Source organism: Actinomadura meyerae (genome assembly GCF_900188445.1).
Taxonomy (GTDB): domain Bacteria; phylum Actinomycetota; class Actinomycetes; order Streptosporangiales; family Streptosporangiaceae; genus Spirillospora; species Spirillospora meyerae.
In genome coordinates this window covers 47,119-72,534 of record NZ_FZOR01000020.1, presented here as the reverse complement: position 1 = coordinate 72,534, position 25,416 = coordinate 47,119, and the positions used below count along the sequence as shown (strand labels likewise).

General features: G+C 73.4%; 27 protein-coding genes. 10 read left to right on the top strand and 17 right to left on the bottom strand.

Annotated elements, in window-relative coordinates:
- The first annotated feature begins 13 nt into the window (after positions 1-13).
- Positions 14-466 (top strand): DUF3598 family protein, encoded by a 453-nt coding sequence (locus CHF16_RS20985; RefSeq protein WP_089327785.1) that lies wholly within the window; start codon positions 14-16, stop codon positions 464-466.
- Here the strand turns inward: CHF16_RS20985 and CHF16_RS20980 are convergent.
- On the bottom strand, positions 463-1,224 hold the full coding sequence (locus CHF16_RS20980; RefSeq protein ID WP_089327784.1) for a FadR/GntR family transcriptional regulator: 762 nt from the start codon (positions 1,222-1,224) through the stop codon (positions 463-465). The genes CHF16_RS20985 and CHF16_RS20980 overlap by 4 nt on opposite strands.
- A 129-nt stretch (positions 1,225-1,353) precedes the next feature.
- Here CHF16_RS20980 and CHF16_RS20975 point away from each other — a divergent pair, with 129 nt between their 5' ends.
- Positions 1,354-2,847 (top strand): class I adenylate-forming enzyme family protein, encoded by a 1,494-nt coding sequence (locus CHF16_RS20975; RefSeq protein WP_089327783.1) that lies wholly within the window; start codon positions 1,354-1,356, stop codon positions 2,845-2,847.
- 86 nt (positions 2,848-2,933) lie between these two features.
- Complete coding sequence (locus CHF16_RS20970; RefSeq protein WP_179271627.1) at positions 2,934-4,178, top strand: DUF4437 domain-containing protein; 1,245 nt, start codon at positions 2,934-2,936, stop codon at positions 4,176-4,178.
- Positions 4,179-4,281: 103 nt separating this feature from the next.
- Here the strand turns inward: CHF16_RS20970 and CHF16_RS20965 are convergent, their stop codons facing one another.
- From CHF16_RS20965 to CHF16_RS20935, 7 genes are all read right to left on the bottom strand, one after another.
- Positions 4,282-5,013 carry an ABC transporter ATP-binding protein gene (locus CHF16_RS20965; protein WP_089327781.1) on the bottom strand — a complete coding sequence of 244 codons (732 nt, stop codon included), beginning with the start codon at positions 5,011-5,013 and terminating at the stop codon, positions 4,282-4,284.
- A gap of 18 nt (positions 5,014-5,031) precedes the next feature.
- Entirely contained in the window at positions 5,032-6,834 is a 1,803-nt protein-coding gene (locus tag CHF16_RS20960; RefSeq protein ID WP_089327780.1) for a branched-chain amino acid ABC transporter ATP-binding protein/permease, read from the bottom strand.
- Positions 6,834-7,703 (bottom strand): branched-chain amino acid ABC transporter permease, encoded by an 870-nt coding sequence (locus tag CHF16_RS20955; RefSeq protein WP_179271626.1) that lies wholly within the window; start codon positions 7,701-7,703, stop codon positions 6,834-6,836. The genes CHF16_RS20960 and CHF16_RS20955 overlap by 1 nt, the downstream gene beginning before the upstream one ends.
- Complete coding sequence (locus CHF16_RS20950) at positions 7,700-8,890, bottom strand: ABC transporter substrate-binding protein (protein WP_179271625.1); 1,191 nt, start codon at positions 8,888-8,890, stop codon at positions 7,700-7,702. Before CHF16_RS20950 ends, CHF16_RS20955 begins: the two co-directional genes overlap by 4 nt.
- A 199-nt stretch (positions 8,891-9,089) precedes the next feature.
- Complete coding sequence (locus tag CHF16_RS20945) at positions 9,090-9,896, bottom strand: IclR family transcriptional regulator (protein ID WP_089327777.1); 807 nt, start codon at positions 9,894-9,896, stop codon at positions 9,090-9,092.
- A gap of 14 nt (positions 9,897-9,910) precedes the next feature.
- Entirely contained in the window at positions 9,911-10,255 is a 345-nt protein-coding gene (locus CHF16_RS20940) for a hypothetical protein (protein WP_089327776.1), read from the bottom strand.
- Positions 10,256-10,334: 79 nt separating this feature from the next.
- Entirely contained in the window at positions 10,335-10,970 is a 636-nt protein-coding gene (locus CHF16_RS20935; RefSeq protein ID WP_089327775.1) for a cupin domain-containing protein, read from the bottom strand.
- Positions 10,971-11,044: 74 nt separating this feature from the next.
- On the opposite strand from CHF16_RS20935, the gene CHF16_RS20930 reads away from it, so the two are divergent.
- On the top strand, positions 11,045-11,911 hold the full coding sequence (locus tag CHF16_RS20930) for a VOC family protein (RefSeq protein WP_089327774.1): 867 nt from the start codon (positions 11,045-11,047) through the stop codon (positions 11,909-11,911).
- 53 nt (positions 11,912-11,964) lie between these two features.
- Here the strand turns inward: CHF16_RS20930 and CHF16_RS20925 are convergent, their stop codons facing one another.
- Positions 11,965-12,936 (bottom strand): VOC family protein, encoded by a 972-nt coding sequence (locus CHF16_RS20925; RefSeq protein WP_089327773.1) that lies wholly within the window; start codon positions 12,934-12,936, stop codon positions 11,965-11,967.
- 133 nt (positions 12,937-13,069) lie between these two features.
- Between CHF16_RS20925 and CHF16_RS20920 the strand changes: the two genes are divergently transcribed.
- Positions 13,070-13,516 (top strand): hypothetical protein, encoded by a 447-nt coding sequence (locus CHF16_RS20920; RefSeq protein ID WP_089327772.1) that lies wholly within the window; start codon positions 13,070-13,072, stop codon positions 13,514-13,516.
- A gap of 97 nt (positions 13,517-13,613) precedes the next feature.
- Here the strand turns inward: CHF16_RS20920 and CHF16_RS20915 are convergent, their stop codons facing one another.
- Positions 13,614-14,060 (bottom strand): nuclear transport factor 2 family protein, encoded by a 447-nt coding sequence (locus CHF16_RS20915; RefSeq protein ID WP_179271624.1) that lies wholly within the window; start codon positions 14,058-14,060, stop codon positions 13,614-13,616.
- 172 nt (positions 14,061-14,232) lie between these two features.
- Between CHF16_RS20915 and CHF16_RS20910 the strand changes: the two genes are divergently transcribed.
- Positions 14,233-15,054, top strand: a complete 822-nt coding sequence (locus CHF16_RS20910) for an IclR family transcriptional regulator (protein WP_089327770.1) — start codon at positions 14,233-14,235, stop codon at positions 15,052-15,054.
- A gap of 21 nt (positions 15,055-15,075) precedes the next feature.
- Here CHF16_RS20910 and CHF16_RS20905 read toward each other — a convergent pair whose 3' ends face one another.
- Positions 15,076-15,789: a hypothetical protein gene (locus CHF16_RS20905; protein WP_245868930.1), complete on the bottom strand. Its 714-nt coding sequence runs from the start codon at positions 15,787-15,789 to the stop codon at positions 15,076-15,078.
- Between the two features lie 104 nt (positions 15,790-15,893).
- Here CHF16_RS20905 and CHF16_RS20900 point away from each other — a divergent pair, with 104 nt between their 5' ends.
- A complete protein-coding gene (locus tag CHF16_RS20900) occupies positions 15,894-17,315 on the top strand; it encodes an aldehyde dehydrogenase family protein (protein WP_089327769.1) in 1,422 nt (473 codons plus the stop codon).
- Positions 17,316-17,371: 56 nt separating this feature from the next.
- On the opposite strand, the gene CHF16_RS20895 is transcribed toward CHF16_RS20900, so the two are convergent.
- Positions 17,372-18,184: a VOC family protein gene (locus CHF16_RS20895; RefSeq protein WP_089327768.1), complete on the bottom strand. Its 813-nt coding sequence runs from the start codon at positions 18,182-18,184 to the stop codon at positions 17,372-17,374.
- A gap of 124 nt (positions 18,185-18,308) precedes the next feature.
- Here CHF16_RS20895 and CHF16_RS20890 point away from each other — a divergent pair, with 124 nt between their 5' ends.
- Complete coding sequence (locus tag CHF16_RS20890) at positions 18,309-19,712, top strand: FAD-dependent oxidoreductase (RefSeq protein ID WP_218826758.1); 1,404 nt, start codon at positions 18,309-18,311, stop codon at positions 19,710-19,712.
- Positions 19,713-19,775: 63 nt separating this feature from the next.
- Here CHF16_RS20890 and CHF16_RS20885 read toward each other — a convergent pair whose 3' ends face one another.
- The 5 genes from CHF16_RS20885 to CHF16_RS20865 form a co-directional block, all read right to left on the bottom strand.
- Entirely contained in the window at positions 19,776-20,357 is a 582-nt protein-coding gene (locus CHF16_RS20885; protein ID WP_089327767.1) for a TIGR03086 family metal-binding protein, read from the bottom strand.
- Entirely contained in the window at positions 20,344-20,820 is a 477-nt protein-coding gene (locus tag CHF16_RS20880; RefSeq protein ID WP_089327766.1) for an SRPBCC domain-containing protein, read from the bottom strand. Before CHF16_RS20880 ends, CHF16_RS20885 begins: the two co-directional genes overlap by 14 nt.
- Complete coding sequence (locus CHF16_RS20875; protein ID WP_089327765.1) at positions 20,759-21,148, bottom strand: ArsR/SmtB family transcription factor; 390 nt, start codon at positions 21,146-21,148, stop codon at positions 20,759-20,761. The genes CHF16_RS20880 and CHF16_RS20875 overlap by 62 nt, the downstream gene beginning before the upstream one ends.
- Before the next feature lie 108 nt (positions 21,149-21,256).
- A complete protein-coding gene (locus tag CHF16_RS20870) occupies positions 21,257-21,994 on the bottom strand; it encodes a glucose 1-dehydrogenase (protein WP_089327764.1) in 738 nt (245 codons plus the stop codon).
- Positions 21,995-22,020: 26 nt separating this feature from the next.
- Positions 22,021-23,106, bottom strand: coding sequence for an NAD(P)H-dependent amine dehydrogenase family protein (locus CHF16_RS20865; RefSeq protein WP_089327763.1), 1,086 nt, complete (start codon positions 23,104-23,106; stop codon positions 22,021-22,023).
- Between the two features lie 168 nt (positions 23,107-23,274).
- Here CHF16_RS20865 and CHF16_RS20860 point away from each other — a divergent pair, with 168 nt between their 5' ends.
- Together CHF16_RS20860 and CHF16_RS20855 are read left to right on the top strand one after the other, a co-directional pair.
- Complete coding sequence (locus CHF16_RS20860; protein ID WP_089327762.1) at positions 23,275-24,120, top strand: LLM class F420-dependent oxidoreductase; 846 nt, start codon at positions 23,275-23,277, stop codon at positions 24,118-24,120.
- Between the two features lie 26 nt (positions 24,121-24,146).
- Complete coding sequence (locus CHF16_RS20855) at positions 24,147-25,400, top strand: hypothetical protein (protein ID WP_089327761.1); 1,254 nt, start codon at positions 24,147-24,149, stop codon at positions 25,398-25,400.
- Positions 25,401-25,416 lie beyond the last annotated feature (16 nt).

Genomic DNA, 25,416 nt, shown 5'->3' with positions numbered 1-25,416 from the left:
GAGAGGAAGACCCATGGGAACGATCCGCGAGGACATGCCGCTGCTCGCCAGGCACGCGGGCAAATGGCGGGGCACCTACACCTACATCGACGCCTCCGGGACGCTGACGGACCGGCACGAGTCGTTGCTGACCTGCAGCTTCCCCGAGGACGGCGAGTACGACTACCACCAGGTCAACGAGTACACCTGGCCCGACGGGCGCACCGAGACGCGCGTCTTCCCCGGCGTCTACCGAGGGAACGGGCACTGCACGTTCGACACCGAGCGGCTGCGCGGCGAGTTCTGGGAGCTCGACGACCGCGTCGTCTACCTGAACTGGATCTACAAGGCGGAGGGCGACGACCTGCGCCTGTTCGAGCTGATCCACCTCAGCGAGGACGGCCGGAACCGCAGCCGCGTGTGGCAGTGGATCAGGGACGGCGCCTGCTACCAGCGCACCCTCATCGACGAGGTGAGGATCGGTTAGTGGCCGGGCGGGCCGGGTCGGGAGCCGGCGAGGCGGGTGCGGTCGATGGTGGTGTAGGTCTCGCGCAGGTTCTCCAGGTGCGCGTGGCACGCCTCCCGGGCGCCCGCCTCGTCCCCGGCCTCGATGCGGTCGAGGATGGCGCGGTGGTCGTGGTCGACCCCGTACCAGAACCGGGTGGGCGCGTTCTCGCGCAGGAACCGCTCGTTGAGCACCCGGAACACCGGCTGGGTGACGACCTCCAGGAACGGGTTGCCCGCCAGCTTCAGCAGGACGGCGTGGAAGTGCCGGTTGGGCGCGAAGATCTCCGCCGGGTCGAGCGTGCTCGGGTCGAACAGCGAACCGCGCAGCTCGGCCCGGCCCTCGGCGGTGCCGCGCACCGCGGCCAGCCCGGCGGCCGGCACCTCCAGCATCTCCCGGATCTCCAGCAGCTGGTCGACCGTGATCTGCGTGTCCAGGGCGAGCAGGTTGAGGCTGGTCGCCAGGTACTCGGTGATCTGGTCGGGCTGCGGGTAGGCGACGAAGCTGCCGCCGGCGACGCCGCGGGTGGTGGTGATCAGGTTCTGGCTGGCCAGCAGCCGGAGGGCCTCCCGGACGGTGCTGCGGCTGACCCCGTGCTCGGCCGACAGCTCCGGCTCGATCGGCAGCCGGTCGCCGGGCCGGAACTCCCCGGCGATGATCCTGTCGCGCAGCTGGGCCGCGATCTCGGCGTACGCCGGGACGGGGGCGGGCGGCCGGTCCGATGCTCTCTCGACGGTCACGCGGCCATCGTACGGTAAACGTCAGACTTTCTCGAAGCCAGGCATTGACTCCCCGTGCGGGCACCCGGCAAGCTCTCGGAGTACGCCGATCGGAACTGTATTCCGATCTACGGAACACGGAGGTGGGACATGGCAGTACACCCCGGCGGCGCGGCGCTCACCATGGCCGGGGGCGTGCGGGAGTTCGCCGCCTCGACACCGCACACCGTCGCCGTGGTCGACGGCGACAGGAGTCTCACCTACCGGGCGCTGGACGAGCGGGCGAACCGGCTCGCCCAGGCCCTGCTCGCGCGCGGGCTGCGGCCCGGCGACCGCGTGGCCGTCCGGCTCGGGAACCGGCTGGAGTACCCGGAGGTCATCGCCGCGGCGGCGAAGGCCGGGCTGGTCCTCGTCCCGATCGGGACGCGGCTCACCGAGGCCGAGACGGCCTACATCATGGAGCACTCGGGCGCCCGCGCCCACATCTCCGACGAGGAGCCGCAGGCCCCCGCGGAGGTGGTGCTGCGGATCGGCGGCGCGGGAGCGGACTCCTACGACAAGGCGCTCGAGTCGGCGCGGACGGACGACCCGCGGGTCCCCGTCGACGAGAACGACGCGTGCTGCCTCTACTACACCTCGGGCACGACCGGGAAGCCCAAGGGCGTCCTCAGCAGCCACCGCGCGCGCACCCTCATGTGCTACCTGTCGGCGATGGAGTGGGGCCTCGGCTCGCGGCGCGTCAGCCTCGCCGTGGCGCCGATGTACCACGGCGCCGGGATGGTCTTCGACTACGCCCCGGTCGTCGCCGGCGGCACCGTGGTGATGCTGCCCAAGTGGGACCCCGAGCACATGCTCGCCCTCGCCGAGCGGCACCGCGCGCAGTCGGCGTTCCTCGTCCCGACGCACGCGCAGACGCTCCGCTCGTCCGGCGCCCTCGGCCGCCACGACGCCTCCAGCCTCGACACGCTGTACTTCAACGCGGCGGCGCTGCCCGCCGCCCTGAAGGCGTGGGTCATGGAGGCGTTCCCGCACGCCGGCGTCCACGAGCTGTACGGCTCCACCGAGGCGGGCATCGTCACCAACTGCCGCCCGGCCGACGCCGCGCGCACCGGGTCGGTGGGCCTGCCCTGGTACATGACCGAGGTCCGCGTCGTGGACGCGGCGGGCGACCCCGTCGGACCGGGCGAGCGCGGGGAGCTGTTCAGCCGCTCCCCGTTCCTGATGAACGGGTACCTGCGCGACGACGGAGCCACCGCCGCCTGCACCACCGAGGACGGCTTCCTCACCAGCGGCGACATCGTCGTCCGCGACGAGGACGGCTTCATCTACATCGTCGACCGCAAGAAGGACATGATCATCTCCGGCGGGGTGAACATCGCGCCCCGCGAGGTCGAGGAGGTGCTCGGCGACTTCCCCGGCGTCGCCGACTGCGCCGTGGTCGGGCACCCGGACGAGCAGTGGGGCGAGCGCGTCGCCGCGTACGTCGTCGTCCAGCCGGGCGCGTCCGTCACCGCCGACGACCTGGTGGCCCACTGCCGCGAGCGGCTGTCCGGCCCGAAGGTGCCGCGCAGCGTCGACTTCCTCCCGGCCCTGCCCCGCAACGGCGCGGGCAAGGTCCTCAAGCGCGAGCTGCGGGACCGCTGACGACCCGCTCGCTCACCCACCACCGGGCCCACCCCGTTCCGGCGGGCCCGGTCTCACATTTCCCTACATCGAAAGAGGTGGCTCCTTTGCGACCGCACGTGGAACTGATCCAGGAGAACGACTACGTATGGCACGCCGCGGAGCTCGTGGGCGGCGAGGGCCGCGCCAGCGAGCGCCGCCTTTCGGTCGACGAGGAGGACGGGTCCTGCTCGCTCCGCATCGACTTCCACACGGACTGGGGCCGCGGCCCCGGCATCCACCACGCCAACACCGAGTACCACGTGCTCGAAGGGTCGATGACCTACGGCGGCCGGCGGATCGGCAAGGGCGGCTACGCGTACGCGCCCAAGGGCGTCCCGACCGACGCCATCACCTTCAGCGAGGGCACCCGCATCCTGCACTACCGCGAGTACGGCGACGCCGGATTCGACCCGGTGCAGAGCGTCGAGGCGCCGCGTTGGAAGGACGCCCGCGAGGACGTCATCGTCATCGACTCCGAGGCGATGAAGTGGGACGCCGTCCCCAACCCCGGCCCCATGCCCGGCCTGTTCATCAAGTACCTGCACGTGGACCCGGTGACGGGCTTCTACACGCGGCTCGTCCACGCCCAGGAGGGCTGGACGGACCACCGCCTCGCGCACCACCCGTGCTACGAGGAGGCGTACACCGTCCAGGGGCACATGGAGTACAACTTCGGCACGCTGGACCTCGGCACCTACTTCTTCCGGCCCGCCCGGGTGAAGCACGGCCACTTCACCAGCATGGAGGGCGGCGCGACCTGGCTGCTGCGCTCCGACGGCGAGCTGTTCAACTGGTACACCCAGAGCGAGTGGGTCCGCTGGGGCGGCGAGGCGATCAACTGGGGCCCGTCGGACGGCGGCCGCATGCGCTGGTCGATGTCGTCGCACGACATGGGCGTCGGCTCCCCCGGCCGCAGCGAGCGCGACCTGGCCGACCTCCGCGCCTCGGTGCAGTACCAGCGCGACCAGGGCGAGATCGACGAGGACTACGTCCAGCACGGCACGGGCACCGACAAGAGCCTGGTCGCCATCGCCAAGGCCCTGGACGCCGCCCGCCTGCAGGGCGGCCACGGGCACGACCACGACCATGAGCACGGCCACGACCACGACCACGAGCACGAGCCGGTCGCCGCCGACTGGGGCGCCGACCCCGCGTCGCTGGAGCACGCCGACGAGCGCACCGACGACCTCGCGCACGTCTGGGGCGCCGGCCGCGTCTGGAAGAAGGGCGACCCCATCCCCGCCCCGATCCTGTCCAGCCGCCCGGTCCGCAGCCGCAGCGCCGGCCGCTGGAACGGCGACGGCATGTAGCACGGAGACCATGAGGAAGCCCCGGGCCGATCGGCCCGGGGCTCCTTTATATGGGGGCTTTTTATATAGGGGACTTTTGTATGGGGGGCTTGGAGGGACGCGGTCAGGCGGCCGACTCGCCGCCCAGGTACAGCGTCTTGACCATGGGGTCGGCCTCCACCTCGGCGGCCGTCCCCGAGAGGCCCACACGGCCCCGCTCCAGCACGTAGGCGCGGTCCGCCAGCCGGAGGGCGATCAGGGCCAGCTGCTCCACCAGCAGCACCGAGATGCCGCGCTCGGTGTGCAGCCGCTTGACGTAGGAGAACAGCTCGGCGGCCTTCAGCGGCGCCAGGCCGAGGGACGGCTCGTCCAGCACGAGGAGCTTCGGCTCGCTCATCAGCGCCCGCGCCACGGCGAGCATCTGCGCCTCGCCGCCGGACAGGGTGCCGCCGGCCTGGTCGCGGCGCTCGGCGAGGCGCGGGAACAGCTCCAGCACCTCGTCCATCAGCCGCTGGGTCCGGGCGCGGCCGCGCCGCAGCGGGAACGCGCCGAGCTGGAGGTTCTCCAGCACCGTGTGGTCGGGGAAGATCCGGCGCCCCTCGGGGACGTGCCCGATGCCGAGGCCGGTGCGGCGCCACCCGGGGACCCGGGTGATGTCCTTCCCCGCGAACGAGACCGTCCCCGCGGACGGCTTCAGCAGTCCGGACAGCACCTTCAGCGTGGTGCTCTTGCCGGCGCCGTTCGGGCCGAGCAGGACGACGAACTCGCCCTCCCCGACCGTCACGGCGACGTCGTCCAGGACCCGGACGCCGCCGTAGCCCGCCCGGATCCCGGTCATCTCCAGCAGCGCGGTCATGTCAGGTCCTCCACGCGGTCATGTCAGGTCCTCCACCAGGTCGGAGCGCCCGAGGTAGGCGTCCAGCACCGCGGGATCGGAGCGGACCTCGGCGGGCGCCCCGGAGGCGATCACCTTGCCGCTGTCGATGACGGTGATGCGGTCGCAGACGTCCATCACGAAGTCCATGTTGTGCTCGATGAGCACCACCGCGAGGCCGTGGTCGCGGAACGCCCGGCACAGCCGCGCGAGCGCCTCGATCTCGGCGGGGACGAGCCCGGTGGCGGGCTCGTCGAGGATGAGCACGCGCGGGCTCGACGCCACCGCCCGGACCACCTCCAGCAGCCGCTTCTGGCCGTGCGAGAGGGATCCGGCGAGCTGCTCGGCCCGGCCGGACAGCCCGGCGAACGCCAGCAGCCGGGCGGCCTCCTCGCGCGAGGCGGCCTCGCGGCGCCGGTAGCCGGGCAGCCGCAGCACCGCCGACGGCAGCCCGTACCGCTCGCGCCGGCGCATCCCGGCGAGGACGTTGTCGAGGACGGTCTGCTGCTCGAACAGGTGCGGGATCTGGAAGACCCGCGTGACGCCCCGCTCGGCGACCTCGAACGGGCGGTCGGGGGCCGGCTCCCCGCGGACGAGCACCTCGCCCGCGTCCAGCCGGTGGAACCGGGTGAGGCAGGCGACGGTGGTCGACTTGCCCGACCCGTTCGGCCCGATGATGCCGTGCACGGTCCCGGCGGCGACGGAGATGTCGACGCCGTCCACCGCCTTGACGCCGCCGAAGTGCTTGACCAGCCCGCGCCCCTCCAGGGCGGGGACGTCCGGGTCGGCGGCGGGCGGCAGCACCGACGCCGGCAGGTTCCCCTCGGGCTCCCGGTCCTCCCCCTCGGGCGGCCGGGCGAACCGGCTGCCCTGCCAGGTGCCGACGATGCCGCGCGGGACGAGCATCATCGCCAGCAGCAGGGTGCAGCCGAGGAACAGCGTCGTGTACCGCGCGTAGTCCTTGATCATCTCGACCACGGCGGCGATGATCGCGACGCCGATCACCGGTCCGGCCAGCGTGCCGATGCCGCCGAGGAACAGGCCGACGAAGAACACCAGCCCGTTGTCCAGGATGCCGACGTCGGGGTTGATGAAGCCGAGCTGCAGCGCGTACAGGCCGCCGGAGAGCCCGGCGATCGCGCCGGCCACGGTGAACACCAGGATCTTGGTGCGGGTCGGGCGGATGCCCATGGCCGCGGCCGTGTCCGGGCTCTCCTTGACCGCCATGACCGCCCGGCCGACGCCGCTGCGCATGAGGTTGCGCTGCACGACGTAGACCAGGAGCAGCGCGCCCAGCGTGACGTAGTAGAACTGGACCTTGCCGAGGCCGCCGGGGGCGACCCCGACGATGCCGTTGACGCCGCCGGTGACCGGTTCCCAGGCCTTGCCGCCCTCCACCGCGATCAGGTTCGCGGCGAGGGTGATCATGCCGAAGTACAGGTAGGTGGCGCGCAGGCTGATGACCAGGACGAGCGCGGAGAACACCGCGCCGAGCAGCATCGCCAGCGCGACGCCGCCGAGCCACGGCAGCCCCGCCTCGACGGTGGTGTAGGCGACGGCGTACCCGCCGATCAGCTGCATGCCGGTGTGCATCATCGACAGCAGGCCGCCGTAGCCCATCGACAGGTTCAGCGAGATCGTCAGGATCGCGCTGATCGCCGCGGCGGCGACGAGCCCGTCGTAGTACGAGGCGTTGTAGCTGTAGAAGTCGGTGATGGCCGGCCAGGCGAGCAGGACCGCGGCGGCCACCGCGGTCAGCGCGCCGGGCAGCCACCGCCGCATGACGTCGTGTGCACCTTGCATCAGTGCGCCTCCATCGGCTTGCCGAACAGCCCGGACGGGAACGCCACGAGGATCAGCGCCAGCAGGCCGAAGACCACGAAGTCCCCGGTCGTCGCGCCGGCGAGGTTGCGCACCACCGCGTCCAGCAGGCCGACGATCAGGCCGCCGGCCAGGGCGCCGCGCGGCGAGCCGACCCCGCCGATCACCGCGGCGATGAAGCCCTTGATGGTGAACATCAGCCCGGAGGCCGGGCCGATGAACAGCAGCGGCGCGGCCAGCACGCCCGCGAAGGCGCAGATCACCGCGGCGATCACGAAGCTGAGCAGGACGACCCGGCGGACCGGGATGCCCATGATCACGGCGGCGTCGGCGTCGTGCGAGGCCGCCCGGATGGCGCGCCCGTAGGCGGTGCGCCGCAGGAACAGGTCGTATCCGGCCATCACGGCGAGCGCGACGGCGATCGTGAGCAGCTGCTGCCAGGCGAGCCGCTGCCCGAAGACCTCCAGGTGGCCGGGGGCCAGCGCGCGCGGCCGCAGCGCGTCCACGTCGAAGTAGCGCAGCGTGAACAGCGCCTGGAAGATCATCGCCGCGGCCAGGGTGGCGATGATCCAGGCGTACCGCGATCCGGACAGCCGCACCGGCAGCATGATCATCCGCTCGCTGAGCAGGCCCATCGCCGCGCCGAGGACGAGCGTGATCAGCAGGGCCGCCGGCCAGCCCCACTGCCACAGCGCGACCACCTGGTAGCTGACGGCCGCGCCGAGCACGATCGGCTCGCCCTGCGCGAAGTTCAGCACCCGGGTGGGCTGGAAGACGATCGCCAGCGCGAGCGCCACCAGCGCGTAGACGGACCCGGCGAAGAGGCCGTCGAGCCAGACCTGCGCGCTCACGAGGAGCTGATCTCCGTCGTGTACCAGCCCTTGCCGTCCTTGTTCCACTGGTACAGGTGCACCGCGTGGTAGAACTCGTGGCTCGGGCCGGGCTTGATGGCGTTACCGGACGGGCTCTGCTCGGCCGGGACGTCCAGCGCCTCGATCGCGGCGGCGACCTTGGTGGCGTCGGTGGACTTGGCGGCCTTCACGCCCTGCTCGAAGGCGTACAGGCAGTCGGCGGTGATGGCCGCGCCCTTCGGCGACTGCGCCCCGCTCTTCGGCCCGACGTTCTTGCCGTACTTCTGCTCGATCGCCTCGGTGTGCTTGCGGTACCCCGGCATCCACTCCGAGCGGTCCTTGCGGGTCGGGTACTCGTAGAGCGCGGCGGGGAACACCGCGCCCTTGGCCGCGTCCCCGGCCGCCTCGATGAAGGAGATGTTCTGCATGCCGGAGCCGGCGCCCACGATCTTGCCCTTGAAGCCGGTCTGCGCGGCCGCGGCCATCGTCTTGGCGCCGCCGACGCTGCTGGAGATCATGATCGCGCCGGCGTCGCCGAACTTCTCGACGTAGGCGCGGTGGCTCTGGTCGTCGGCCCGGCTGACCTGCCAGCCGAGGTACTTGATGCCCGCCTGGGGCAGCAGCCTCTTGAGCAGCGCGTCGGTGTTCTTGCCGGTGTCGTCGCCCTCGTAGACGAGGCCGAGCGAGGTGGCGCCCTCCTGCTTCAGCCAGTTCACGACCTTCTGGCCGTCCAGCTCGGAGGGGTCCTGCGAGCGGAAGCCGTACTTCAGGTCGGCGAAGCTGCCGGTGGAGACGGCGGGCTGGCAGTTGAGCTTCTCGTTCTTCTCGTAGGTGCCCTTGGCCGCGTCGTAGAACGCGGTCAGGGACGGGCCGACGACGAGCTTGACCGCGTCGTTCCCGGCCATCTCGTTCGCGGCCTGGACGGCCTTGCCCGGGTCGAGGCCCGAGTCGCGGGTGACGAGCTTCAGCTTCGAGCCGTCGAGCCCGCCGGCGCCGTTGATCCGCTCGATCTCGACGTTCAGCGAGTTCTGCTGGGAGATGCCGAGAACCGCGAAGGGACCGCTCATCGGCGCGATCAGCCCGATCTGGATCTCCGGTTTGTCGCCCGCGGCCTTGCCCGAGCATCCGGTCGCGGTCACGGCGAGGGCCGCCAGCCCCGCGGCGACCGTGACGACTGATCTGCGCATGTGTACCTCCGCCAGGATGTTCCTGTTATCGGAACGCGGTTCCGTGACGTTGGACGCTATAAAGGGCCGCGCAGCAGTGTCAATAGGTCTGACTTTTTCGCTCATGACGTTTTTGTTACGCGGTGAGCTGCCACAACGCGCGCGGATACCGCGCCCGCCGGGCGGCGGGCGCGGCACGGAGCGCCGCGCGCCGTCCGGGCTAATCGGGAACGTGTCCCATCAGAGCGGAAAGCCGCGCCGTCGCGTCCAGCAGCGCCGCGGCGCAGGCGTCCGCCTCGCCGCGGAACCGCTCCACGGGCCCGCACACGCTCACCACCGCGGCCGGGAGGCCGTGGTGGTCGAAGACGGGCGCGGCGACCGAGGCCGCGCCCGACTGGCGCTCGGCGAACGAGCGGGCGTGGCCGCGCCGCCGGATCTCCGCCAGCTCCAGGCGGAGCGCGTCCGGCTCGACGACCGTCCGGTCGGTCAGCCGGCTGAGATGGTCGCCGGCCAGGTACTCCTCGATCTGCGCCGCGGGCAGGAAGGCCAGGAACGCCTTCGACGAGGCGCCGGCGTGCAGCGGGAAGGGGACCCCGAGCGACACCGACATGATCACCTCGCGGTCCGGGGTCACCTGGTCGACGTACACCCGCTCCGCGCCGGTCCGGATCGACAGCGTCGCCGTCTCCCGGGTCGCCTGCGACAGCCCCACCAGCTCCGGGGCCGCCAGCCGGCGCGCGTCGATGTGGTCGAGGTAGGCCAGGCCGAGCCGCATCGCGGTCAGCCCGAGCGCGTACCGCCGGGTCTGCTCGTCGACCCGGACCAGCCGGCGGCTGCGCAGCGAGGTGAGGATGCGGTGGACGGCGGGCTTGGAGAGCCCGAGCGCGTCGGCGATCTCGGTGACGCCGAGCGTCCGGGCGCCCGCCTCGGCGAACAGCACCAGCACGTCCGCCGCCCGCTCCACCGTGGACGCCGACTGCCCGGCCCGCTCGGCGGCGCGGGGGCGGGCGCCGGTCTCCTGGGGCATCAGCGACGCCCCGCTCAGCCGCGGCTGAGCCCGACGGGCACGGGCGGATCGGTGACGATCCGCGTGTCGAGGAACTCCCACCAGTCGTCCTGGGTGACGCGCTCGCCCTCCCAGTCGGCGTCGGCCTTCAGCCCGCCGAGCGCGGCGCGGTAGGCGCCCCACGCGGCCTCGTCCTCGAACGCGGCCCAGTTCTCCAGCGTGTAGACGTCGCCGACCACGCTGTAGTACCAGCGCACCTCCTTCACCATGGGGAGGTCGCGGTAGAACCAGCGCTCGCGGTCCTCCAGCCACGCCCAGAACTCCTTCTGGTTGCGCCTGGACCGCTCGCTGAGCTTCATCCGGTAGACGAGGTAGATCATGGGTCCCTCCTGGTGTTCCGCGCTGCGTAACGTCGTCACGAACGTCACGTGTTGCCGGACATCTTGCAACAGCTTTCCGCTAAATGGAACAGCCGGACCGGACGAAGATCCGGCCGCGGCGCCCGGCGGGGAGCGGCTCGCCCGGCCCGAACGCCGCCCAGCGCGGGCCGCCGGCGCCCTCCGGCCACAGCACGCGGACGGCCGTACCGAAGGACGCGGGCGCCCGCTCGTACAGCCGCGCCTCCCGCTCTCCCACCCCGGTGCGCAGCGGCAGCCCCGCCTCCGGGACGTGCACCGACAGCAGCGGCACCCTGCCGCCGGACGGGTCGGCCGGCGCGGCGCCCTCGCCGTCCGTCCAGGCCGGAACCCCGGAGAACCAGGCCAGCGCCAGTGCGCCCTCGGGGCTCGCGGACGCGCGGCGGGTGGCGCCGGGCGCGATCCAGCCGCGGTCGCCCCGCCCGTAGGCCACCCCCGAGACGGTGAGCTCGCCGCCGAGGACGACGAACTCCTCGCCGCAGGCGTAGTGCCCCGGCCCCGGGCGCCTCCAGCCGGGCGGGAACCGCACGAGCGAGGTGGACGACCCGTCCACCGGGTCGACCTCCAGCCGGAGCAGCAGCACGGGCTCGTTCGACCCCGGGATCGTGAACGGCTTCCAGGGCAGCCCGGGGTCCGCGGGGTCCGCCGCGGCGAGGTACAGGGGCACGAGCCCTCCCATCGCTGTTTCTATTCTCGGAACAGTGTTTCAGATAGCATGCGCCACATCACAGGTCGCGACCCCAGGGAGTCCCCATGCTCAGCAGCCCCCGGTACGCCGTGCTCGGATGCCACGACCTGCCCGCCGCCGCGGGCTTCCTGTCCGCCCTCGGCTTCCGGGAGCGGCGCCGCGGCGTCCTCGGCGCGGACGCGGCGGCGGCCCTGTACAGGCTGGCCGGCCCGGCCGAGGAGGTGCTCTACCTCCCGGAGGGCGCCGAGTCCGGGGGCCTCCTGCTCGTCGCCGCCCCCGAGGGCGGCACCGGCATCGCGTCCGGCGGCTACGGCGTCGACGTCTACACGCGCGACATCGAGGCGAGCGTCGCGGAGCTCACCGCGGCCGGGGGCGTCCCCTCCCCCATCGCCCGGTGGGAGCTCGGCGGGCGCCCGTTCGCCGAATGCGGTCTCGTCGGCCCCGGCGGCATCCGCGTCGTGCTGGTCGAGGGCAGCTCCCGCAGGGCGAGCCTGCTGGACGGCGACGAGGCGCGGCGGCACTCCGAGCTGCAGGCCGCCGTCCACCTGAGCGACCGGTGCGACACCGCGTTCTGGACGGGCCTCGGCCTGGAGTCCCTGTACTCGCACCGGATGGTGAACCCGGCCGTCGCGGCGCTGATCGGCATCGACCGGCCGGACGCCGAGATCGTCCTCGACCTGTTCTGGGACGGGCGCGGCGCCCGGCTGGAGCTGATCAGCTTCCCCGGCCTGGAGCTGCCCGAAGGCGGCGGCGCGTTCGCCTCCGGCATGCGCGCGGGCGTCTTCCCGGTCGCCGACCTGGACGCCGCCCGCGCGCGCCTCGCCGAGGCGGGCGCGCGCACGGGCGCCATCGTGGACAGCGCGCTGCGCGGCGGCCGCGCGTTCACCGCGACCTCCCCCGACGGCGTCCACCTCGAACTCTGGGCGGCCTGACCGGAACACCGGGGAGCGGCCCCGCGCGCACGCGCCCGCGTCCACGGGCCGTGTCAGGCGCGGGGCTCGTAGAGCGTCACACTGACGCCGTTGGGCGTGGTGACCGACGCCGCGGCGGCCTTGCCGTGCAGCGGGTCGTCGGTCTCCACCGGCTCGGCGGACACCATCGTGCCGCCCGTCCGGCGCACGCTCTCCAGCGCGGCGGCCAGGTCGCGCGTGCGGACCGTCCAGCCGCTGTGCCCGAGGGACCGGCCCGGGCGCTGGAGCGGGCGCCGGTCGACGCGGTGCTCCCCCTCGGCGGAGGTGACCTCGATGCGGGCCGTCCGCTCGCCCGCCAGGAACGCCAGCCGCATGCGGGTGCCCGGCGGCAGGTCCGCCACCGTGTCGAAGCCCGGCGAGGAGAAGACCACGTCGTACCAGACGGACATGCCGAGGCCGTCCGGCCCCCAGAACCCGACCTCCGCGTCGGCGTCGGGGACGTGGCACACCACCGAGGTCAGCTCGGTGTAGGGGCGCTCGGGGTCGGCCTCCCAGGCGGCGGTCCCGCGGATCGCGGCGGGCTGGACGAACACGACCGCGGTGCCGTCGGGCGCGGGGCACACGCCCTGGGTGACCTGGACCTCCCGGTCCCCCACCGCGACGCCGTAGGTGGCGGGCGGAGTCGACCAGGCGATGCCGTCCGCGGCGAACCGGGCGTGCGCCGCCTCGATGTCGGCGGCGTACATGTCGATGCCGATCAGGCCGTCGTCGAGGTTGTGCGGGCGCGCCGCGGGCGCGAGCGGCTCGGCCACCCGGACCAGGTGGATCCGGCCGGTGCCGGCGCCCGCCGCGGCGAGCGCGACGGCCTCGACGTCGGCGGTCCCGGTGCCCCACAGCGCGTCCGCGGCCGCGGCGGACACGGTGCCCCGGGCGGCGACCTCGTAGCCCAGGCGGTCGCCGAAGAACTCCAGGTGGGGGGCGAAGTCCGACACGCCGATGACCGCTCCGGTGATGCCCTCGACCAGGGCCGGGCCGTGCTCGCTCATCCAAGATCCCTTTCGTGTTCCGACTTGCGGAATGCTGTTCCAATTTGCGGTGCGTTGACGCTAGGCTCGCGGACGGCGGGCTGTCAACGCCCGCCGCACCGCCCCCGTCCACGCGTCCGACCAGGAGGAGCCCATGCGCGCCGGAGTCCCGGGCATGCCCATCAACCGCAAGCACCTCGGCGAATGGCGGGGTGAGTACATCCACCTCGACGCCGGCGGGACGGTCGTCGACCGGCACGCCTCGCACCTGAAGTGCTGGGTGCCCGAGGACGGTTCGTACGACATCTGCCAGATCAACACCTACACCTGGGCGGACGGGCGGGTGCAGGAGCTGGAGTTCGGCGGGCGCATGCGCGGCGACGTCTGCCACTTCGACAACGACCGGATCATCGGCGAGATGAGCCAGGTGGACGCGCAGTCCATCGTGTTGACCTGGTCGTACAAGTCCGACCCGGACAACTACCTCTACGAGCTCATCCAGCTCTCCCGCGACGGCCTGCACAAGTGCCGCACCTGGCACTGGATGGACGGCGACCGCCTCGTCAGGCGGACGGTCATCAACGAGTCCAAGGTCGCCTGACCCGCCCGCCCCGCGACAGCCGCATCGCCGCGCCGCCGAGGTCCCGGCGGCGCGGCCGGCGGCGGGGAGCCGCACGCCCGCCGCCGCCAGGCGGCGGTCAGCCCTCCGCGCCGAGGGGACGGGCTCCGGAGGGCCACCAGTCGCCCGCGCCGTAGGGGTCGGCGAGCGGCTGCGACCCGTGCTCGTGGACGATGCGCCACCGCTCGCCCTCCTCGCGCAGGAGCCAGGACATCCGCATCCGGAGCCGTCCCGAGCGGCCGTCCCCGTGCACGTCGTAGTCGATCACGCCGGTCACCTGTCCCAGGGTGGCGGACTCGAACACGTGCGGGCCCTCGACCCACCGGTAGCCGTCGATGCCGACGGGGGCCTCGAAGTAGGCGCGCCAGCCCTGCTCGATCCGGTCGCCGCCGCGCGTGGTCCAGCGCGGGCCCTCGGGGAAGACGTAGGCGTCGGGCGCGCTGGAGAAGGCGTCGAGGACGGCGTCGAGATCGCGGTCGATGACCGCCTGGAGCATGCCCTCGGTGGCTTCGAGCGGTGTCTTCATCTCTGTTTTCCTTCCTGTTTCGGGGTCGTGGACGTGCGTCATCTCATAATGTGGACCCGGTTCTGCGGGTCACCGGCCTCGCCGAGTGGAACGGCATTACACTGATCGAAACCGTGCACGCTTGTGTCCGTCAGCCATGCCCGAGCACCGGGACCGGGAAGGAACCACCCCCATGACCAGCACCGCGCAGCCGAGCGAGCTCTCCCCACGCGCCGAGGAGCGCGCGGGGACCGGCCAGACCATCGCCACGGTGGAGCGCGCGGCGGACGTCCTGATGTACTTCGCCGAGCAGCGGGCGGCGACCCTCGGCGTCACCGAGGTGGCCACCGCGCTCGGGCTGTCGAAGGCGGCGGTGCACCGCATCCTCACCTCGCTGCGCGGGCGCGGCCTCATCGAGCTGGACGAGGAGACCCGGCGCTACTCCCTCGGCATCGGCGCGATGAAGCTCGGCATGGCCTACCTGGAGCGGATCGACGTGCGGACCGTCGCCCGCCCCGAGCTCACGGCGCTGTCGGAGCGGACGCTGGAGACCGCGACGCTGTCGGTCCGGTCCGGCTGGACGCGCTCCTACATCGACCAGGTGACCCCGCGCCGCGAGCTGATCATGTCGGTGACGCTCGGCGTGCCCTACCCGCTGCACGCCGGCGCGTCCTCGAAGGCGTTCCTGGCCTTCCTGTCCGACGAGGAGATCGAGCACTACCTCGCGCAGCCCGCGCTGGAGCAGTTCACGCCGGACACCATCGCCAGCCCGCCGCGGCTGCGCCGCGAGATCGAGGAGATCCGCGCCCGCGGCTACGCCGCCTCGGTCGCCGAGCGGCAGGCGGGCGCGGCGTCGGTCGCCGCGCCGATCCTCGACCAGAACGACCGGCCGATCGCCGTGATGAGCGTCAGCGGCCCGATCGACCGGTTCCGCGAGGAGACCGAGTTCTGCGCCGCGGCGCTGCTGCAGACGGTGCGCCGGCTGTCCGAGCGGTTCGGCCACCGGCCCGCCTGATCCCGGCGAGTCGCGCCGCATTCAGTACGCCGTCGAGCCGGGCTTGACCACGCCGAGCAGGGCGGCGACCACGACCAGCGTCCAGATCGCGAGCACGTACGGGATGCTGCCCTGGACCGCGCCGCGGATGTCGCGCTCCACGGCCGGGTCGCTGCCCTTGGCGAGCAGCGTCCCCCACGCCGCCCCGAACGGCTTCAGCTTGACCCGGATCATCAGCCCGGCGGCGATGCACAGCGCGTACGCGGCGACCTTCCCGGCCAGCCACTTGGGGTTGGACGTCACGCCGAACGGCTCGTCGGCGAGGAAGGTGTAGCCGGCCGCGCCGAGCAGCCCGGCGATCAGCGCGCCGCGCACGATCAGGTCGGCGCGGTGCACCAGGTCGCCGAACCGGCCGGGCCGGCGCCGGTAGTCGGCGATGACCAGCCACAGCCACACCAGCGCCAGCACCCAGACGACGGCGAGCCGCCAGCCGCCGAAGATGTCGCGGCCGAGCTCGTCGGCGGCCATCAGCGTGATGCCGCTCGGCAGGAACAGCACCAGGCAGATCCGCGGCGACATGTCGACCACGTGCATGATCTTCACCGCGACGCCGCGCGCCTCGGTGGACAGCTCGGGCTTCAGGATGAACCGGCTGGAGTAGAAGACGCCGAGGTCGCCGCCGAGCCAGTAGGCGAACAGGACGATGTGCAGCAGGATCGCCCAGCTGTGCAGCGTCCATCCATGAGTGCCGATCACGGGGCCTCCGTCCGGGGGGAAAGGTCAGACTATTATTCGTACCATCATTCCGGTTTCGATGGAACGGCGTTACAGTCGCCGGAACAGATTCCGGGAGGTTTGGGATGGCTCGACAGATCGGCGTGCGGGATCCGCGCACCGGGCGCACCGACGAGACGCTCCGCTGCGCCGACGCCGCCGAGGTGGCCGCGGCGGCGGACCGGGCGCGGGCGGCGCAGCCCGGCTGGCTCGCGCTCGGCACCGCCGGGCGGGTGGCGGCGCTGCGCGCGCTGCGGGACGCGATCGCCGAGCGGGACACCGCGATGACGGCGGCGCTCGTCCGCGACACCGGGCGCCTGCAGGTGTCCCGGCTGGAGATCGACAGCGTCCTCGCCTCGCTGGACCGCTGGTGCGAGCGCGCTCCCGGGCTGCTCGGCACGGCCGGCCCGGACCCGGCGCCGACCTCGATGCCGGGCATCGGCCTGCGGCAGGCGCCGCTGCCCTACCCGCTCGTCGGCGCGATCAGCCCGTGGAACTTCCCGCTGCTGCTGGCCATGATCGACGTCGTGCCCGCGCTGCTCGCCGGCTCGGCGGTGCTGCTCAAGCCGAGCGAGATCACGCCGCGGTTCGCGGCCGTCCTGCGCGCGTGCGTCGCCGAGGTGCCCGCGCTGGACGGCGTCCTCACCGTGGTCGACGGCGACGGGGCCACCGGCGCGGCCGTCGTGGACACCGTCGACCTGATCTGCTTCACCGGCAGCGTGCGGACCGGCCGCGCCGTGGGCGCCGCCGCCGCGGCCCGGTTCATCCCGGCGTTCCTGGAGCTCGGCGGCAAGGACCCGGCGATCGTCTGCGCGGACGCCGACCTCGACCGCGCCGCCCAGGCCGTCCTGTACGGCGGGACGGTCAACACCGGCCACTCCTGCATGTCGATCGAGCGGGTGTACGCGGCGGAGCCCGTGTTCGAGGAGTTCGTCGACCTGCTGGTGGCGCGGGCGCGCAAGGTCGGCCCTGCGTACCCGGAGGTGACCGACGGCGAGCTCGGGCCGATCATCTCCGCCGCCCAGGTCGAAATCATCCGCGACCACCTCGCGGACGCGGTCGCGCGCGGCGCGTCCGTCCGCTGCGGCGGGGAGATCCGCGTGCTCGGCGGCGGCGCCTACCTGGAGCCGACGGTCCTGACGGGCGTCGACCACAGCATGAAGGTCATGCGGGAGGAGACGTTCGGGCCCGTCCTGCCGGTCATGGCGTTCGCGGACGCCGACGAGGCGGTCCGGCTGGCGAACGACAGCGAGTACGGGCTGTCGGCCGCCGTGTTCGCGGCCACCACCGAGGCCGCCCTCGCGGTCGGCGAGCGGCTGGAGGCGGGCGGCATCAGCGTCAACGACGCGTCGCTGACCGGGTTCGTGCAGGACGGCGAGAAGAACGCCTTCAAGTCCTCGGGGCTCGGCGGCTCGCGGATGGGGCCCGCGTCGATCCGCCGGTTCCAGCGGCAGCGCTCCTTCCTGATCCGCTCCCCCGAGGACCGGGCGCCCTGGTGGTTCGGCTGAGCCGCGTGATCCGGCCGGACCGCGCGGTCCGGCCGGGCCTCCGCGCGTGCGCCCGGTCAGCGCACCTCGATCTCGACGCCCGCCGGGCCGCGCACCGCCGCGGCACCGAGGCGCTCGGCGCCGGCCGCCGCCAGGTTCCGCAGCGCCGCCCCGGGGTCGGCGGCGGCGAACACCAGCCGGCGCAGCCCCAGCCGGGCGCCGGAGAGGTCCGCGGCGTCCACGCCGGTGAACGACATGATCTCCAGGCGCGCGGGCGCGTGGCCGGGCGGGACGAGGAACGTCAGGCGCAGCGCCGCGCCGGGCGGCATGCCGGTCATCCGGTCGAACGGCTCCCCCGACATCTCGCCCGAGAACAGCACCTCCAGGCCGGCGCCGGTGAAGAACGCGACCGCCGCGTCGTGGTCGTCCGGGACGAGGACGGCCGTGTGCAGCTCGCCGTGGAGCCGGTCGGGGTCGCCCTCCAGCGCGGGGCTCGGCCGGTGGCCGGCGCCGGCGCGCGGGATCGTCCACCAGACGCCGTCGGCGCCGAGCGCCACGAACTCGCTCAGCGTGGCGGCGCCGTACGGGTAGGTCACGCGGTCGCGGGACGCGCCGCCGGCGGCGTCGATCGCGGCGGCCGTCCGCTCCAGGTCGCGGGAGTAGATGCCGAGGAGCCGCGGCCCGATGTCCCAGATCCGCGGGTCGGGGGTCCGCGGCGCGTCCGGGTCCGCGACGAGGCGGAGGCGGCCGGTGGGCGATCCCTGGACGCCGAGGAGGGCCGAGCCGGCGTCCTGCTCCAGCACCTCCAGGCCGAAGGCGCGGGTGTGGAAGCCGATGGACGCCGCGAGGTCGCGGGTGGCCACCACGGCCTCGATGACCGCTCCGAGCATGCCTACCTCCATTGGAACGCTGTTCCCGATTCGGGGACGGGGCTTGCGCCGCTCCGTCCCGACAAGCAACATAGACCACGATAGTGAAACATCGTTCCTAGAATCGGAACAAGAAGGAGCGCGTGTGCCGTACGACGTCGTCATCATCGGAGCCGGGACCGGGGGCATCCCCTGCGCCGTCGAGGCCGCGCGGCACGGCGCCCGGGTGCTGCTGGTGGAGAAGGACGCCCGGATCGGCGGCACCCTGCACACCAGCGGCGGGCACATGTCGGCCGCCGGGACGCGGCGGCAGCGCGAGCGCGGGATCGCCGACACCGTCGAGGAGCACCTGGCCGACATCGAGCGGATCAGCGGCGGCACCGCGCGCGCCGACCTGGTCGAGATCGCCGCGCGGCACGCGCCCGAGACCATCGACTGGCTGGAGGAGCAGGGCTTCGACTTCGCCCCCGAGTCGCCCCGGCTCGTCTACGGCCACGAGCCCTACGGCGTCCCGCGCACCTACTACGGCAAGGACGGCGGCCTGTCGATCCTCGCCGTCCTCAAGCGGCTGCTGGACGAGCAGATCGCCGCGGGCCGCGTCGAGCTCTGGCTCGGCAGCACCGCGATCGGCCTCACCGGCGGGCCGGGCGTCACCGTCCTGCGGAACGGCGTCGACGAGGTCGAGGTGAGCGCCCCGGCGGTCGTCCTCGCCACCGGCGGCTTCGCCGCCGACCCCGAGCTGTTCGAGGAGATCGAGGGCGTCCCCCTGGTCAGCGCCGCGCACCCGACGTCCACCGGGGACGGGCTCGTCATCGCGCGGGAGGCGGGCGCGGCGATCGCCGGCCGCGGGCAGTACCTCCCCACGTTCGGCGGGCTGCCGCACCCCACCACCCCGGGCAAGGCGTACTACGAGGAGCGTCCGCTGCTCGTCGCGGCCGAGCGGGCGCCCTGGGAGATCTACGTCGACCGCGCCGGCCGCCGCTTCGTCGCCGAGGACGAGCTGAGCATCGACCGCAAGGAGCGCGCCCTCGCCGCCGCCACCGACGGGACGTTCTGGACGGTCTTCGACGACAAGGCCCGGCTCAGTTCGGTCCCGATGGTGGTCGGCTGGAGCCCCGACGACGTCCTGGCGAAGGCGGGCACCCGCAAGGGCGTCCACAAGGCGGACACGATCGGGGAACTCGCCGCCCTCGCCGGCATCGACCCCGCCGGCCTCGCCGGCACCGTGGAACGGTACAACGCGGCGGTGGCGGCCGGGACCGACACCGAGTTCGGCCGCACCCACCTGCCCGCCCCCATCGCCGACGGCCCCTTCTTCGCCATGGAGAACCACGGCATCACGCTGATCACCTTCTCCGGCCTGGACGTGGACGAGCAGCTGCGCGTCCGCCGCGCCGACGGCACGCCCCTGCCCGGCGTGCACGCGCTCGGCGAGCTGATCGGCGCCGCCGCGACCTGCGGCAACAGCTTCTGCGGCGGCATGCTGGTGACCCCGGCCCTGACCTTCGGCCGCCTGCTGGGCCGCCGCCTCGCCACCGGCACCGGCTGAGACACCGCGCGGCACGGCTCCGGCGGACGCCGGCGCGGACGGCGGCCCGCGATGGAGACGGCTTCAAGCGCCGGTGGAGGGCGTCCAGAACGGGTCCCGGCCGATGAAGCCGAGCAGCCGCGCCTGGACGTCCGCGCCGGCGGGCACCTCGACGCGCGGCCCGTACTGACCGGACGAGCGGAGCACCTCCTCCATCGGCTCCATGCCGCCGAGGAGCTCGGCGCAGAAGTCGGGGTCGAGGCGGTCGTCCTGGCCCGTGGCCCTGGCCAGGTCCCAGGTGTGCATGAAGACGTCGGCGGTGTAGAACCGGTCGATCGCGGCCGCGAGCGGCAGCGTGCCGATGTGCGGATTGGTGAGCTTGCGATCCGCCGTCGCGGGGTCGTCCAGCACCGCCTGGACGCCGTCGCAATGCACCTGCCAGGCGGCGGCGGGGTCCTCGCCCACCGGCGGCCCGGCGGGCAGCCGGACCCCGGCGCCGGCCTCCAGGAACCCGGGGAACCATCCGGTCAGGTGGCCGACCACGTCGCGGGCGGTCCAGCCGGCGACCGGGGAGGGCGCCTCCCAGGAGCGGGTGCCGCGGACGCGGTCGGTGAACGCCCCGGCGACCTGCCGGTGCCGCTCGGCGGGCAGGTCAGACAGCGCCATCGGCCAGCAGCCCGTCCAGCTTGGCGTACCCCTGGTCGACCCCGGTCTCCATGCCGCTGCGCAGCCACGCGTCGCGGCCCTCGAAGCTGTCGACGAGGGACTGCGCGTGCAGCCGGGTGCGGCCGCCGCCGAGGTCCTCGAACCGGAGCGTCTCCAGCGCCACGCCCTCGGGCTCGCCCTCGAACGTGAAGGTCTGCACGATGCGGTCGGGGCCCACCTCGTGGAAGCAGCCGCGGAACCGGTACTCCTCGTCGCCGCGCACGGCGGCGTACCGCCAGCTCCCGCCGGAGCGCGCGTCCCAGTGCTCGATCCGGGTGGTCATGCCGTCGGGGCCCACCCACCGCGCGAACAGCTCGGGGTCGGTGTGGGCGCGCAGCAGCTGCTCGGGCGTCGCGGCGAAGTCACGCGTCATCCTGATCACGGGCAGCTTCGGGTCGGCCTCGATGGTCGTCTCGGTGGTCATGCTCGTCCTCCTTCATCTGCTCCAGGACGGCGTCGAGACGGCGGTAGCGCCGTTCCACGCGGGCCCGGTGGCGTTCGATCCAGGTGTCCATCAGGTCGAAGGCGCCGGCCTCCAGGCGCACCCGCCGCGGCTGCGGCCCGGCCGGCCTGCTGACGAGCCCCGCCCCCTCCAGGACCCGCAGGTGCTTGTAGACGGCCTGCAGGGACATCTCGTACGGCTCGGCGAGCTGGTTCACGGTCGCGTCGCCCTCCGAGAGCCGGGCCACCATGTCGCGCCGGGTCGGGTCCGCCAGTGCCGCGAAGACCTGCGACAGCGCGTCCGCCGTCATCGCCTCTCCATTTTCAACTTGATGGTTTAAAGCCACCGTAGACCGCGCCGGGCCGAGCCGTCAACCCCTCGGTTGAAAGCCCAGCGCGCGCGCTTGTTTTGGGCCCGGTCAGCCCTTGTGCGGGATCTGGTTGACGGTGCCGCCGTCGATGACGAACTCCGCCCCGGTGGCGTAGGACGACTCGTCGCTCGCCAGGAAGACCACGAACGAGGCGACGTCCTCCGGCTGCCCGGGGCGGCCGAGCGGGATCGGGACCATGTCGTCGGGGATGCCCTCGGTGATCGGGGTGCGGATCAGCCCCGGGTGCAGCGAGTTGACCCGGATCCCGTGCGGGGCGAGTTCGACGGCGACCGACTTGGTCAGGCCGCGCAGGCCCCACTTGGAGGCCACGTAACCGTGCGCCCAGGAGGTTCCGCGCAGCCCCTCGATGGAGGAGTTGTTGATGATCGAGCCGCCGCCGGCCGCGATCAGCGCGTCGGCGGCCGCGCGGATGCCGAGGAACGGGCCGGTGAGGTTGACGTCGATGATCCGCTGCCACTTCTCCAGCGAGAACCGGGTGATGGCGGCCCCGTTGGCGATGCCCGCGTTGTTGAACAGCACGTCGAGGCGGCCGAACCCGTCGACGGCCGCCGCGACCGCGGCGGTCCAGTCCTCGGGGCTCGTCACGTCGAGGTGCACGTAGCGGCACGCCTCGCCCAGCTCCGCCGCGACGGCCCGGCCCTCGTCGTCGAGGATGTCGCCGATCACGACCCGCGCGCCCTCGGCGGCCAGCGCCCGGGCGGCGGCCGCCCCGATGCCGCGCGCGCCGCCGCTGACCAGGGCGACCTTGCCGTCCACACGTCCCATCGCCGGTGTCCTCTCCTCGGTGTGCCTCAGCCGCCCAGCGCCGCCGCGAACACGCCGCGGGCGGTGTTGAAGGGCAGGTCGAGCGGTGTGCGCAGGCCCGGCGGCGCCGCGACGACGTCCGGGATCGCGTTGACGATGCGCCCGGCGCCCGCCGCGATCGCCGCGTAGTTGTGGTCGCCCCGCGCGCTGGTCGGGCAGACGTCGACGCGGTAGGACGGCTCGCCGGTGATCTCGACCCGGTAGGAGCCGCCGTCCTGCGCCGGCCGGGGCCAGTCGGGGCGCAGGTCGGCGCGCAGCCGGGTCGTGTGGTCGATGACGAGGACCTCCCGGCCGGCCGCGACACCGGTGATCTGGAACCGCACGGCCGCGACCCCGCCCGCGGGGATGTGCCCGGCGGCGACGTCGAACGCCTCGGGCGCGGGCTCCTGCTCGAACCGCTCGGTGATGTCGTCCAGTGCGAAGCCGAAGCCGCGGGCCAGCATCCGGAGGCTGACGCCCCAGGACGCCGCCAGCATGCCCGGCCGGAACATCTTCGGCAGGTCGCCCACCGGGCGGCCGAAGCCCATGAAGTCGAAGATGACCGGGGCGCCGTCGTAGGTCGCGTAGTCCGCGATCTCCGAGCAGCGCACCCGCTCCACGCGCTGGCAGGTGCTCGCGATCGCGAAGGGCAGCAGGTCGTTGATCCAGCCGGGGTCGACCCCGGTGGCGAACAGGCTCGTCCCGCCGGCCCGGCAGGCGTCCTCGATCGGGGCGATCATGCGGTCCGGCAGGACGCCCCAGGGGTGGATGAGCGGCACCGGCGACGAGGCCACGACGTCGCTGCCCGAGGCGAGGACGCGCCGGAGGTCGTCGAGCGCCGCGGACAGGCGGGTCTCGCCGAGGGCGCAGTACACGGTGCAGTCCGGCCGCAGGGCCAGCGCCGCGTCCAGGTCGGCGGTGGCGGCCACGCCGGTGACCGCGTCCAGGCCGGCGAGCTCGCCGGCGTCCCGCCCGACCTTCTCCGGGTTCGACACGACGAGCCCGGCCAGCTCGAAGCGGGGGTCCTCGATGACCTGCGACAGGGCGATGCGGCCGACGTTGCCGGTCGCCACGTGAAGGACGCGGATGGCCATGGTGCTCCTCGCCGCCGGGGCTGGTCAGCTGCCTGGACAGCTGTCCACCTTACGGCGGGCCGGTCGCCGCCGCAATGGCGCCGGACGGTACCCGACTGCGCCGAACTCGACTGGACAGCCGTCCAGGCACTATTCCAGAATCGGTAGAACAGGTTCTAGTATGGCGCCATGCGCAACGGCATCGTGCTCTTCACCTCCGACCGCGGCATCACCCCGGCGGCCCTGGCCGAGGCCGCCGAAGAGCGCGGCTTCGACACCTTCTACGTGCCCGAGCACACCCACATGCCGGTGCACCGCGACGCGCTCCACCCCACCGGCGGCGAGGACCTGCCCGACGACCGCTACACGCGCACCCTCGACCCGTGGGTGTCGCTGGCGACCGCCGCCGCGGTGACCTCCCGGATCGGCCTCGCCACCGCGGTCGCGCTGCCGGTGGAGTCCGACCCGATCACCCTCGCCAAGACGCTCGCCACCCTGGACCACCTGTCCGGCGGGCGCGTGACGGTCGGCGCCGGGTTCGGCTGGAACACCGACGAGCTGGCCGACCACCACGTCCCCGCCGCCAGGCGCCGCACCGTCCTGCGGGAGTACCTGGAGGCGATGCGGACCCTGTGGACGCAGGAGGAGGCGTCCTACGACGGCGAGTTCGTGTCGTTCGGCCCGAGCTGGGCCTACCCCAAGCCCCCGCAGGGCCGCATCCCGGTGATCATCGGTGCGGGCGGCGGGCCCAAGACCATGAAGTGGATCGCCCGCCACGCCGACGGCTGGATGACCACCCCGATCGAGACGGACATCGCCGCGCGGATCGCGCTGCTGCGCGAGGAGTGGACGGAGGCGGGCCGCGACGGCGAGCCCGACGTGCGGATCCTGGTCGCCGCCAAGCCCACCCCCGCCGACCTCGCCGAGTGGGAGGCCGCCGGCGCCGCCGAGCTGATCTGGGGCGTGCCGGACGCGGACGAGGACGCCGTGCTCGCCTACCTCGACAAGACCGCCGCCCGGCTCGGCCTGGCCTGAACCCGACCCCACGAGGAGACCGGCCGATGACCGAAGCGCCCCCGCCGAGCCGCTACGCCGCCCTGTCCCGGGAGCGGCTCGCGGCCGCCGTCCCCGAGCTGCTGCTGATCGGGCAGCTCATCGACCGCTCCGGGATGGCCTGGTGCATCTCCGCGTTCGGGCGGGAGGAGATGGCGCGGATCGCGATCGAGGAGTGGGCGGCCTCCAGCCCGATCTACACGCGCCGGATGCAGCGGGCGCTCGGCTACGCCCCCGAGGTCCCCGGCAAGGGCGACGTGCCGACCATCTTCAAGGGGCTCCAGCTCGACATCGGCGCTCCCCCGCAGTTCATGGACTTCCGCTACACGGTCCACGACCGCTGGCACGGGGAGTTCCACCTCGACCACTGCGGCGCGCTCATGGACGTCGAACCCATGGGCGAGGACTACGTCCGCTCCATGTGCCACGACATCGAGGACCCGACCTTCGACGCGACCGCCGTCGCCACCAACCCCAAGGCGCGGGTGAGGCCGATCCACCGGCCGCCGCGCCGGCCCGCCGGCCGGCACCCGCACTGCGCGTGGACGGTCACCATCGACGAGTCGCACCCGGAGGCGCGGGGCATCCCGCTGCTGGCCGAGAACGAGCGGTCCCGCGCCGCGACCCTCGAACTCGCGCCGATCGACTCCTCCGGCGACGGCCTCGCCGACTACTCCGGCCCGCTGCTGTCCGACCTGGACTTCGCCGCCTTCTCCCACTCCGCGCTGGCCCGGATCGCCGACGAGGTGTGCCTGCAGATGCACCTGCTCGACCGCGCGTTCGCGCTCGCCGTCGCCGAGCGGGCCGCCGACGGCGCCGCGCTGCTGCGGATCCGGCGCAAGCAGCTCGTGGGCATCGCCGGCATCGCGGCCGAGCGGCTCGCCCGCGCCCTGGACCTGCCGGGCGACGAGCAGGGCGCCGCCCGCGTCCTCGCCCTGCACCCGCTCCTCAACCCCGCCGCCTACGTCGACGCCGCCGTGGACGGGACGGCGGTCGCCGTCCGCCCCTCCCCCGCCCACGAGGACGGCGCCTGGATCTCGCTCTGCGGCCCCGGCTGGACGGACGCGCTGCGGGCCGTCGTGCGCGCCGTCGACCCGCACCTCGACGTCGAGGTCACCGAGGACGGCCCGGGATGGCGGGCGGCCGTCGTCCGCCGCGACGAGCCCGCCCCCGAGGCCGGGGAGGTCGCCGTCGTCCGGTTCAGCACCGGCGCCGGCTTCGCCTTCGAGCCGCGCCGGCCGCTGCCGATCACCCCCGTCTGACCCCGCCGGAACCGGA

What these genes read in the sequence shown, in the direction of transcription:
- CHF16_RS20855 (WP_089327761.1), top strand. Translation starts at nt 24,147, where the DNA reads ATGACCGAAGCGCCCCCGCCGAGCCGCTACGCCGCCCTGTCCCGGGAG.
- CHF16_RS20865 (WP_089327763.1), bottom strand. Translation starts at nt 23,106, where the DNA reads ATGGCCATCCGCGTCCTTCACGTGGCGACCGGCAACGTCGGCCGCATC.
- CHF16_RS20950 (WP_179271625.1), bottom strand. Translation starts at nt 8,890, where the DNA reads ATGCGCAGATCAGTCGTCACGGTCGCCGCGGGGCTGGCGGCCCTCGCC.
- CHF16_RS20925 (WP_089327773.1), bottom strand. Translation starts at nt 12,936, where the DNA reads ATGAGCGAGCACGGCCCGGCCCTGGTCGAGGGCATCACCGGAGCGGTC.
- CHF16_RS20940 (WP_089327776.1), bottom strand. Translation starts at nt 10,255, where the DNA reads ATGATCTACCTCGTCTACCGGATGAAGCTCAGCGAGCGGTCCAGGCGC.
- CHF16_RS20880 (WP_089327766.1), bottom strand. Translation starts at nt 20,820, where the DNA reads ATGACCACCGAGACGACCATCGAGGCCGACCCGAAGCTGCCCGTGATC.
- CHF16_RS20920 (WP_089327772.1), top strand. Translation starts at nt 13,070, where the DNA reads ATGCGCGCCGGAGTCCCGGGCATGCCCATCAACCGCAAGCACCTCGGC.
- CHF16_RS20965 (WP_089327781.1), bottom strand. Translation starts at nt 5,013, where the DNA reads ATGACCGCGCTGCTGGAGATGACCGGGATCCGGGCGGGCTACGGCGGC.
- CHF16_RS20915 (WP_179271624.1), bottom strand. Translation starts at nt 14,060, where the DNA reads ATGAAGACACCGCTCGAAGCCACCGAGGGCATGCTCCAGGCGGTCATC.
- CHF16_RS20930 (WP_089327774.1), top strand. Translation starts at nt 11,045, where the DNA reads ATGCTCAGCAGCCCCCGGTACGCCGTGCTCGGATGCCACGACCTGCCC.
- CHF16_RS20860 (WP_089327762.1), top strand. Translation starts at nt 23,275, where the DNA reads ATGCGCAACGGCATCGTGCTCTTCACCTCCGACCGCGGCATCACCCCG.
- CHF16_RS20900 (WP_089327769.1), top strand. Translation starts at nt 15,894, where the DNA reads ATGGCTCGACAGATCGGCGTGCGGGATCCGCGCACCGGGCGCACCGAC.
- CHF16_RS20935 (WP_089327775.1), bottom strand. Translation starts at nt 10,970, where the DNA reads ATGGGAGGGCTCGTGCCCCTGTACCTCGCCGCGGCGGACCCCGCGGAC.
- CHF16_RS20875 (WP_089327765.1), bottom strand. Translation starts at nt 21,148, where the DNA reads ATGACGGCGGACGCGCTGTCGCAGGTCTTCGCGGCACTGGCGGACCCG.
- CHF16_RS20975 (WP_089327783.1), top strand. Translation starts at nt 1,354, where the DNA reads ATGGCAGTACACCCCGGCGGCGCGGCGCTCACCATGGCCGGGGGCGTG.
- CHF16_RS20885 (WP_089327767.1), bottom strand. Translation starts at nt 20,357, where the DNA reads ATGGCGCTGTCTGACCTGCCCGCCGAGCGGCACCGGCAGGTCGCCGGG.
- CHF16_RS20960 (WP_089327780.1), bottom strand. Translation starts at nt 6,834, where the DNA reads ATGCAAGGTGCACACGACGTCATGCGGCGGTGGCTGCCCGGCGCGCTG.
- CHF16_RS20910 (WP_089327770.1), top strand. Translation starts at nt 14,233, where the DNA reads ATGACCAGCACCGCGCAGCCGAGCGAGCTCTCCCCACGCGCCGAGGAG.
- CHF16_RS20870 (WP_089327764.1), bottom strand. Translation starts at nt 21,994, where the DNA reads ATGGGACGTGTGGACGGCAAGGTCGCCCTGGTCAGCGGCGGCGCGCGC.
- CHF16_RS20985 (WP_089327785.1), top strand. Translation starts at nt 14, where the DNA reads ATGGGAACGATCCGCGAGGACATGCCGCTGCTCGCCAGGCACGCGGGC.
- CHF16_RS20895 (WP_089327768.1), bottom strand. Translation starts at nt 18,184, where the DNA reads ATGCTCGGAGCGGTCATCGAGGCCGTGGTGGCCACCCGCGACCTCGCG.
- CHF16_RS20945 (WP_089327777.1), bottom strand. Translation starts at nt 9,896, where the DNA reads ATGCCCCAGGAGACCGGCGCCCGCCCCCGCGCCGCCGAGCGGGCCGGG.